8 protein-coding genes are annotated in these 9,231 nt (G+C 53.5%); 2 read left to right on the top strand and 6 right to left on the bottom strand.

Annotated elements, in window-relative coordinates:
- Positions 1-447 precede the first annotated feature (447 nt).
- From G491_RS34655 to G491_RS0125530, 5 genes are all read right to left on the bottom strand, one after another.
- Positions 448-1,185 (bottom strand): GntR family transcriptional regulator, encoded by a 738-nt coding sequence (locus tag G491_RS34655; RefSeq protein ID WP_051327523.1) that lies wholly within the window; start codon positions 1,183-1,185, stop codon positions 448-450.
- Between the two features lie 200 nt (positions 1,186-1,385).
- Positions 1,386-1,739: a flagellar basal body rod C-terminal domain-containing protein gene (locus tag G491_RS0125545; RefSeq protein WP_028316559.1), complete on the bottom strand. Its 354-nt coding sequence runs from the start codon at positions 1,737-1,739 to the stop codon at positions 1,386-1,388.
- 163 nt (positions 1,740-1,902) lie between these two features.
- Positions 1,903-2,523 (bottom strand): MBL fold metallo-hydrolase, encoded by a 621-nt coding sequence (locus G491_RS0125540; protein ID WP_028316558.1) that lies wholly within the window; start codon positions 2,521-2,523, stop codon positions 1,903-1,905.
- A gap of 76 nt (positions 2,524-2,599) precedes the next feature.
- Complete coding sequence (locus G491_RS32525) at positions 2,600-2,863, bottom strand: hypothetical protein (RefSeq protein ID WP_015948696.1); 264 nt, start codon at positions 2,861-2,863, stop codon at positions 2,600-2,602.
- Positions 2,864-4,240: a TrpB-like pyridoxal phosphate-dependent enzyme gene (locus G491_RS0125530; RefSeq protein WP_028316557.1), complete on the bottom strand. Its 1,377-nt coding sequence runs from the start codon at positions 4,238-4,240 to the stop codon at positions 2,864-2,866. It lies immediately after the preceding gene.
- Between the two features lie 535 nt (positions 4,241-4,775).
- Between G491_RS0125530 and G491_RS0125525 the strand changes: the two genes are divergently transcribed.
- Positions 4,776-6,770, top strand: coding sequence for a tetratricopeptide repeat protein (locus G491_RS0125525; RefSeq protein WP_028316556.1), 1,995 nt, complete (start codon positions 4,776-4,778; stop codon positions 6,768-6,770).
- 24 nt (positions 6,771-6,794) lie between these two features.
- Entirely contained in the window at positions 6,795-7,205 is a 411-nt protein-coding gene (locus tag G491_RS0125520) for a YbjN domain-containing protein (RefSeq protein WP_015948699.1), read from the top strand.
- Here the strand turns inward: G491_RS0125520 and G491_RS34650 are convergent.
- Complete coding sequence (locus G491_RS34650) at positions 7,176-9,221, bottom strand: hybrid sensor histidine kinase/response regulator (RefSeq protein WP_051327522.1); 2,046 nt, start codon at positions 9,219-9,221, stop codon at positions 7,176-7,178. The genes G491_RS0125520 and G491_RS34650 overlap by 30 nt on opposite strands.
- Between the last annotated feature and the right edge of the window lie 10 nt (positions 9,222-9,231).

Genomic DNA, 9,231 nt, shown 5'->3' with positions numbered 1-9,231 from the left:
GTCATGAATTACATCCTTGACATTATTGAAAAAACAATAATTGACCAGATGTCTATAGCATCTGCGAAACTTTAGAAGTTAATATGACAACCCCTCTAAAATGGCTATGGAAGCCCCCCAGAATTTTGATTGTCCTGAACCTTTATTGAATTCTCATTCTCCTCTTCGTATTTTGCAGATAAATATCCTCGAACAAAATAGTTGTAAATTATGATATAGGGCAAAAAACCAATAATGATAAAAATATATCTTTTATATAAGAAGGCACACGTCCAACATCCCCATGCAAAGAAAATAGTAAGACTTTTTGCTGTTTTTTCAACAACTCTATAGTATTTTAATAACACCCTCACCTCCCTAAAATCATGGCTTAATATCGAGTTATAATTTTAGATTAACTTAGTTCAATTGTACTTGAGGGCATAGTCAAGGGCATGCTGGACAAATTCATTTTTTGCTTCTAACCTTTTTTTCGAAGGTGACGGAGAGCTTCTGGACGTCGGGGCGCTGACGCATTCTGGTCACCTGGACCAGATGGTCGTCCTCGTCCGTTAGGATGCGGGTGAGATAAAAAACGGACGTTCCTTCGGCGACTTCCAGAAGTTGGGCCGCTTCCCCCACAACAGGCTGGATGTCCATGACATCCTCCACCTTATGGACCATCTTGCCCGTGATTTCCTCCAGGATCTGAAAAATAAAGGCGTTTTCCTCGTGGTGAAAACGGCTGAGCACGTCGTCGGCGTACTCGCTGGATATGTAGGTTGTGTTGAGAATATAGGGCGTCTTGCCGACCTTTCTTAAAATGCGAAAGCGGGTGATGCTTTCAGGGTCGTCAAAACCCCTGAAGACATACTCGGCCGGAGACGGAATCACGCTTTCCACGGACAAGAGTTCGCTGTTGAAATCCTGGGTGTAGATATACTGGCTGATCAATCCGCGCGCATACCATTGATTTTCCGCTTCCTTGAAATCCGTGACTATGGTGCCTCTGCCCGGGCTTCTGTCAATAAGCCCTTCCCCTTCCAGGTTGGAAAGGGCCCGCCGGACCGTAACCCGGCTTGTGCCCGTGGACTTGCACAATTCCGTCTCAGTGGGGATGAGCCGCCCGACTTTCCATTTTCCGGAGATGATGTTTTTTTTCAGCTCTGCTTCCAGAATTTTATACTTGGGTTCTTTGAGTTTCATAAGCTCCGGTTTTTGCGCCCTATAGGCGCTATTTTTGATCATACACTTGTGATATCAGATAATTGATTTCTATTGCTGAACAATACACCAAATTCATGCTGTTTTCCACCCTAACAACGTTACCTAAAAAACAAAAACGGGAAGGCTTTCAGCCCTCCCGCCATGAATGATCGACATCGTTTAACTATTTGATATTATGTTTATTTTATTAGGTCGAGCGTGGAGCCGAGCATTTCGTCAAAGGCCTTGACCGAAGCCAGGTTGGCCTCGTAGCCCCTGGCCGCCAGGATTTGGTTGGTCACTTCCTGGGCCAGATCCACGTTGGATTTTTCCACCAGCACGGAGCCCTCGGAGGTCAGTTCGCTTACAATGGGGCCGGGCGCATCCACCTTTTCCGACTTGGCCTCCACGGAGCCGTTGGCGGCTTCCGACATGGTTACCCGGGTCTTTTTATAGCCGTCCGTGTCGATATTGGCTGTATTGTTGGCAGTGGACTGAAACTTCCGGCCGTAGGCGTTAAGAGCCGAAACTGACGCGTTGATTCCTGCAATCATGGTCCACACTCCTGAAAAAAGTTGACGGAAAACGGCCGACTTGGCGCCCAAGCCTGCCTGATGGGCTAATCGGCAATATTTTGACGCTTCTTTAATAAAAAAAGGAGAGGGCGGAAAAAATCCGTGCCTCTCCTGATTTTTGTATGGAAAGCTGCTGAATAATCTATTGAAAAAATGGATTATACATTTTTTCGCGCCCTACGGTCGTTTCCGGCCCGTGCCCGGCGCAGACCACGCACTCATCTCCCAGGGGGAAGATTTTATCCTTAACCGAGGCGATAAGCTGGTTGTAGCTGCCGCCGGGAAGGTCGGTTCTGCCGATGGACCCTGCAAACAGGGTGTCGCCCACAAAGACCACGCCGTCAGCGCAGAATGAGACTCCGCCGGGAGAATGGCCGGGTGTATGGAGCACTTTCAGGCTCTCTTCTCCGACGGTAATCACGTCGCCCTCTTTGAGATATTTGTCCGCGGGAGGGGAGTTTTGCATTTGCAGCCCAAAGCTGGAAGCCAGGGAGGATACCATCTGGAGCATGGGGGCGTCCTCTTCGTGAATGTAGATGTCGCAGCCCGTGGCGTCCTTCAGGCCTTTATTGCCCTCCACATGGTCGAAATGGCCATGGGTGTTCAAGATAGCCGTGAGGGTCAGCTTGTGGTTGGCCAGGGACATGAGGATCTTGTCCGCTTCTCCGCCCGGGTCGATGACCACGGCCTGATTGGTCTTTTCGCATCCCACGATAAAACAATTGGCTTGCAGGGGGCCGACGGCCAGTTGTCTGATAATCAAAGGAACCTCCTGTGTTTGATGGATAAAATTTTTGAGGCCGGGATCCTATAAGGGATCCCGGCCCGGTTTTTTTCCTTTACTTGGAAACCTTTTCCACCACGTTCAGCAGAGAGGCCATCTTGGATTGGGGGCCGGTTTCCTGCGCGGCGGCCAGCTTTTGGAAGTCCTCGGGAGCGAGGGCGTCCTTCAGGTAGGAAGCCACGTCAAAGACTTCCCACCAGCAATCCAGGATTTTGAAGCAGACGCCGTTGTTTTCCCCGCATTTCATGCAATAGGGGAAGGCGATGGGGTTGCCCAAACGCGGGCAGCGTCTAACCATAGGGTTGTTTTCAGCGCTCATTTACCTGCTCTTCAGGTGCTCCGGCTTGGGATAATTCTTGAAAATCTCCATAGCCTCGTTCATTTCGGCGTCCGTCAGCTCAAAGTTGTGCAGTTCGCCCGCAAGGTACTTCTCGTAGGCGCCCAGGTCCAGCGCTCCGTGTCCGCTCCAGTTGAACAGGATGACCTTTTCCTTGCCTTCTTCCTTGGCTTTGTTGGCTTCTTTGATCACCTGCGCAATGGCGTGGGTGGTTTCCGGCGCGGGAATATGTCCCTCGCTCCTAGCAAAGATAAGACCGGCTTCGTAACAATCAAGCTGATTCACGGATTTGGCGTCCATGAGGCCTTCGTCCACCAACTGGCTGACCGTGGGGGCCATGCCGTGATAGCGCAGGCCGCCGGCGTGGATCGGGGCTGGCACGAAAGCGTGTCCCAGGCTGTGCATGGGCAGCAGCGGGGTGTATCCGGCTACGTCGCCGTGGTCGTAGACGAAGGGAGCCTTGGTCAGCGTGGGGCATGCTGCGGGTTCCACGGGGTAGATTTCCACGTGCTTGCCGTTGATTTTGTCCTGGGCGAAGGGGAAGGCCAGGCCGGCGAAGTTGCTGCCGCCGCCGGCGCATCCGATGACGATGTCCGGGTATTCGCCCACCTTTTCCAATTGCTTTTTGGCTTCCAGGCCGATGACGGTCTGATGCAGCATAACGTGATTGAGGACGCTGCCCAGAGAGTAGCGGGTTTCTCCGGTTTCATCGCTGACGGCCGCTTCCACGGCTTCGGAGATGGCGATGCCCAGGGAGCCGGGAGTGTTGGGATCTCTTTCCAGGGCATCGCGGCCGGCCTTGGTCAGGGTGCTGGGGCTGGCGATGCATTTTCCGCCCCACACGCCCATCATGGACTTGCGGTAGGGCTTCTGGTCAAAAGAGATGCGCACCATATAAACCGTGCACTGCAGGCCGAACTGGGCGCACGCAAAGGAGAGCGCGCTGCCCCACTGGCCGGCGCCGGTTTCGGTGGTGATCTTTTTAATGCCGAATTCCTTGTTGTAGTAAGCCTGGGGAACGGCGGTGTTGGGCTTGTGGCTTCCGGCGGGGCTTACGCCTTCGTTTTTGAAGTAGATGCGGGCCGGGGTTCCCAAAGCCTTTTCCAAACGGGTGGCGCGAACCAGGGGAGACGGACGCCACAGGGTGTAAATGTCCATAACCTCTTGCGGAATGTCGATCCAACGCTCCTGGCTGACTTCCTGCTCAATGAGGTTCATGGGAAAAACCGGAGCCAGCTGATCCGGAGAAACGGGATTTCCGTCCGGTCCCAAGGGCGGGTTCATTTTGATGTCTGCCAGAATGTTGTACCATTGTCTGGGCATTTCGTCTTCGGTCAAAAGGATTTTGTGCGAAGCCATGATAAGTCTCCCCTTTTCTGAGGTTTGGGCCGCTTCAGGCCCGTGGTTGATTGCGTCCCCGCCGAGCGGGGCGTGTTATAATGAACAGCCGTTTGGGCGTACTCAGGGACCGGCCGCTTAAACAAAAATACCGCCAAGCCGGTTGGCCCGCGGTATAAAAAAATCGCGGGCCTTTGAGGCTGCCCGCGTTTTCCTTTTATGTTTTCGTCTATGGGAAAGTTCGCAAGACGCACCTCACCGGCTGAGTAAGCTGCGCCACCACCAAAAACCGGTATATTTCATTGCGTTTCCCATAATATGAGGGCATTAGCACACCGATTTTCCATGTGTCAAGCCAAAAAAACCCTTACATAAATATAATCAGACGGGCCTTTTTGCTAAATAAAAAACGGCATGTGACGGGTTTCACTGGAAAATTAACGATTTTCAAAAGACAAGAAAGGACTGGTGTGATATTACAACGAAAATAAAGTGGGGATAATATCTCTTTTCCGTAATTGCCGGGTCTGTTTGTAATTTGTAAAAGGAGAACGTTATGAAAACGCGATTCCTGCTGGCATGGTCTTTTGCCTTGGCTTTAATTTTTGCAGCCGGCGGGGTTTTTCCCGCCTGGTGTCAGCCGAATTTGGAAGACATGGCGATAGTCCGGATTAATGACATCAATGAAGTATTTGATATCATAGACGAATGGGCTGCAGAGGCCAATCCCGGCCAGGCCGTCACCCTGCCGGCCAGGGCGATGATGGGCGGCACGGATTGGATCGATCCCAACCGGTCGGCCGTCGCCATGGTTTATATGGAAGGCGAGACGCCCATTGTCTATGGGTTTATCCCGTTTTTGCGGCCCAGTCAGAGTTTTCAGCAATTGACGCAGGCCCAGGCCGGCTCGGACCACTACCGGATCGTCTACCCTCCCATGGGGCCCATGCCCGGGGATGTCGCCGCCGCCCTGGAAAAGGAGTCCGCCAAAAAAGCCAAGGATTCCCTGTTTGTTGAAATTCCCGCAAGCGCCTACGTCGCACAAATGGAAGCCGGCCTGAATTCCGCTTTAAGCCAGGCTTCCGCCCAGAGCCAGGGGGAGCTTTCCGCACAGGATATGAGGTTGATGTCCAAGGGGCTCATGGACGTCATGAAGCAACTCAAGACTCTGGGAATCGGGCTTACCCTCACTCGCTCCAAAGCGGCCTTGTCTTTTGAGGGAACCGCCATGCCTGGAACCCGCCTGGCTCAGGCCATGGTCCCTCCCCTCGAGGGGGAGGCCAAGCTGGCCAACTATAAGCCTACAGGAGAAATCACATACCGTTCCCGGCCTTACGACGTTTCTGCGTTCGCCGATATTTTAACGGAATCCCTGGGGCCGTTTTATAAAAAGATGGGCATCAACATGACCTGTTTCGAGGTTCCCATGCAGGAAATGACCGGGGAGTACGTCGCAGGCATGACCTTGAGAAAAGATGATATTGTTTTGGAAGGCATTTGGTGCGTCAAGAACCCCGGGGCGGCGTCGATCCTTATTGACCAGTTGATCCAGTGCTCCGTGGATATGTCTGCAAACAGCCCGCAGTTGGCCAATACGCCTGGTATGGCGGTTTGGAAAAGGGCGTTGGACTCCAAAATTTCGGACCTGGAGGTCAAAGGTATGACCGCCGAAATCACCGAGCCGGTTCCCGGGACCAACAAGACCCGGACCATGGCCATAGACGTCCGCATGGCCGCCAAAGACGATTTGGTGCTTGTGGCCTCGTCCGACGTCAATCTTCGCCGCCTGATAGCCAAGGCCAAATCCCTCAGGCCCGGCAAGGCCGCGGGTCCCCTTTTCACCATGGATATGGACCTGGGCGAGATCATGAAAATGGCTGCTGAAAACGATCCTTCCGGCAAAATGCCGCGCAATATTCCTCCCGCCAAAATGCGTATGACAATCGATGCCGGTAAAGGCATGATGCGGGCGGAGATGGCGCTGGATCCCAATGAAATCAAAAGCCTGGCGAGCGTATTTCAGGGCATGGCTCCCGGCGGCCCCGGCAGGGCCATGCAGGGAGACGTTGTGATGCAGCCTGACGATGAAATGTTCCAGCCGGAGGCATCGGAAGGCGGGCAATACCAGGAGACGGGCGAGTACGCTGAACCGGAGACGGATTACGCCGAGCCAGAACTGACTCCCGAAGAATTGCTTGCCCGGGAAGTGGCCGCTCTGGTGGAAAAAGGCAATCTGTCCGCCATGTACGGCGGGCCCAACGCTGCTTTGAAATCCTATAAAAAAGCTTTGGAACTGAATCCCGAAAGCCCGGCCGCCCATTTTGCAGCGGCCCTGGCCTACGCCGAATTAAAAGATTATTCCCTCGCCCTGAAGCATACCGACAAATCTTTGGAGTATAGCCCTGATAACCCGGTATATACTTACGGGAAGGCGCGCATCCTTTTGCTCGCCGGGGAAGAGGACGCCGCCATGGAAGCCTTTGTCACGGCGGCGAATTCAGGGAGCGAGGACGCGCAGAATTACCTGGACCATCTTTCGATGGAGCCGTAACACGCAGTTTGTTTGGAGGATTATATGGCCGGGTCATGGAATTGTGTAAGAACCCGGGACCTTTTGGAAGATCTAGGGGTTTCCATTGTCAAGGAAGACGTGAGCCGGGGCCTGCTCGTAGCCAGCGACGAGGCGAACGCCATAATCAACATGGTTTTTGATTGCGACGGCGAAGTGCTTATTATGGAGCAGATCGTGTCGGTGGTTCCGGAAAATAATACGGAGGAGTTTTTCAAAAGAGTCCTGCAGATTAATCGGGAAATTTTATACGGCGCCTTTGCCGTGGACATAAACGCAAGGGTGCTCCTGTTTCGGGCGACGCACCCGTTTGATCGCCTGACGAAATATATGATCGAATCCTCGTTAAGAGGTTTGGAGCAGGCCATGGGCTTGTTTGGGACGGAATTAGCCCGATTTCACAGCGCGGCCGGATGACCCGGCCCCGTCCAGGGCGAACCGGATAACCCGGGCCATCTCCCTGCGCACCACCGGCTTCATGATAAAAGCCGAAATGCCCTGGTCCTTGGCTGTTTCTTCGTCAATGTTTTCCGAATAACCGGTGCACAACACCACCGGGACACCCGGTTTGACGGCGATGGCCTCCTCCGCAAGCAAGACGCCGGTAAGCCCGGGCATGGTCATGTCCGTAACAATGGCGTCAAAATCCTCCGGCCTCTCTTTAAAGGCTTTCAGGGCTTCCGGAGCGTCGTTGTATGGGGTTACCTGGTAGCCCAGGCGTTCCAGCATCATGTTCATGGTGCGCAGTACGGAAGCCTCGTCATCCACCAACAAAATCCGTTCGTTGCCGCCTTCATAACCGTTTCCGTTTAAGGCCGGCGCCGTGGGCAGGGCTGAAGCCAGGGGAAAAACCACGGTGAAGGTAGAACCTTTTTCCGGTTCGCTTTCCACATGGATCCGTCCTCCGTGGGTTTCCAAAATGCCGTGCACCACGGCAAGCCCCATGCCGGCGCCTTCTCCCACGTCTCTAGTCGTGAAATAGGGGTCGAATATCTTGTTCTGGGTTTGCGCGTCCATCCCAATCCCGGTGTCGGATACGGAAAGCCTTACGTATTCACCAGGCGCCAAGGCGAAAAAATCGGGATCTTCGCCGTTGCTTTCGTGCCGGGCCACGTTTACGCCCAGAACTCCCCCACGGCCCGCCATGGCGTGGGCGGCGTTGGTGCACAGGTTGATCATGACCTGATACAGGTTGGACGGATCAGCCATGACAGGCGCCTTGTTAATCAGGATTTTCACCTGGATATCCACGGTGGAAGGAATTGTGGCCCGCAAAAACCTTATGGACTCCTGCACAATGCCTATGAAGTCCACCAGTTGCTTTCTCTTGCCTTCCGGCTTGGCGAATTCCAAAAGCTGCCTGACCACGTCCCGCGCCCTCATGCCGGCGGATTGGATTTCCAGCAGGCTTTCCGCCGCCGGGCTGTCATGGGGGGTGTCGCTTATGGCCAGCTCTGCGTTTCCTAATACGACGCTAAGCAAGTTATTAAAGTCATGCGCTATCCCTCCTGCAAGCGTGCCGATGGCTTCCAGCTTGTGGCTTTGGGACAAGCGCCGTTGCATGTTTTTTAGCGCCGTCAGATCGTGCAAGGTGACAAAGACCTGGCAGGGAAGCTCGTGATCATGGCTGCACTGGGGAGTGGCGCTGACGCTCAGCCACACCATCTGCTTCTTGCGGGGATTGTATACTCCCACCACCTGATCGCGTACCGCCCGGCCCGTGCGCAGCGTTTTTATTGAGGGATGGTCCTTGGGCTCCAGGAGGTTCCCTTCTTCATCAAAAACCTTCCACTCCGGATGCTTGGAAGTCCTTCCCAAAAACTCATCGCGCGTCAGGCCAAAAAGCTCCAAAGCCCTGGTGTTGACGTCGGACAGCTCGCCCGTATCTTTCTGGTAAAATACGCCTTGCTCCATATTTTCAAATAAAGTTCGGTATTTAAACTCGCTTTCCCGCAGCTCGGCTTCCACCTTTTTTCGGTCGGTTATGTCCGCCACGCTTCCCAAAAAATACTGGGCTTCCCCCTGTCCGTTTTTAATGACGCTGGCGTGAAGAAGCCCCCAGGCCTGGGATCCGTCCTTGCGGATAAACTCCTTTTCCATACGGAAAGAGTCTATTTTCAAGTCTCTTAATTGCTTTTGCTTTTCAATGTTTTCAGGAAGGGACTCGGGCGCGGTGATTTCCTGGAGCGTTTTTCCAATCAGTTCCTCTTCGGAATAGCCTAACATCCCGCAGTACGCCCTGTTGGCCTCCAGGATGGTGAAATCCAGCGCCACTCTGGCGATGCCGACGTTGGAGGATTCGTACATAGTGCGAAAAAGATCGTCCCCGCCATTGGTGCGCCAAGAGCGTAATAAGGCAAGCTCCGCTTCCAGTTCAAAAATGCGTTTTTCCAGATCCCCCTTATTGGGGGCTGGCCCTGCAATTGCGCTCATATGTTTGCTT

The sequence above is a fragment of the Desulfatibacillum aliphaticivorans DSM 15576 genome, from assembly GCF_000429905.1.
GTDB lineage: Bacteria > Desulfobacterota > Desulfobacteria > Desulfobacterales > Desulfatibacillaceae > Desulfatibacillum > Desulfatibacillum aliphaticivorans.
Note: the sequence above shows the minus strand (reverse complement) of the source record. Positions and strands in the feature narration are given on the sequence as shown.

What these genes read in the sequence shown, in the direction of transcription:
- G491_RS34655 (WP_051327523.1), bottom strand. Translation starts at nt 1,185, where the DNA reads ATGAAACTCAAAGAACCCAAGTATAAAATTCTGGAAGCAGAGCTGAAA.
- G491_RS0125545 (WP_028316559.1), bottom strand. Translation starts at nt 1,739, where the DNA reads ATGATTGCAGGAATCAACGCGTCAGTTTCGGCTCTTAACGCCTACGGC.
- G491_RS32525 (WP_015948696.1), bottom strand. Translation starts at nt 2,863, where the DNA reads ATGAGCGCTGAAAACAACCCTATGGTTAGACGCTGCCCGCGTTTGGGC.
- G491_RS0125530 (WP_028316557.1), bottom strand. Translation starts at nt 4,240, where the DNA reads ATGGCTTCGCACAAAATCCTTTTGACCGAAGACGAAATGCCCAGACAA.
- G491_RS0125525 (WP_028316556.1), top strand. Translation starts at nt 4,776, where the DNA reads ATGAAAACGCGATTCCTGCTGGCATGGTCTTTTGCCTTGGCTTTAATT.
- G491_RS0125520 (WP_015948699.1), top strand. Translation starts at nt 6,795, where the DNA reads ATGGCCGGGTCATGGAATTGTGTAAGAACCCGGGACCTTTTGGAAGAT.
- G491_RS34650 (WP_051327522.1), bottom strand. Translation starts at nt 9,221, where the DNA reads ATGAGCGCAATTGCAGGGCCAGCCCCCAATAAGGGGGATCTGGAAAAA.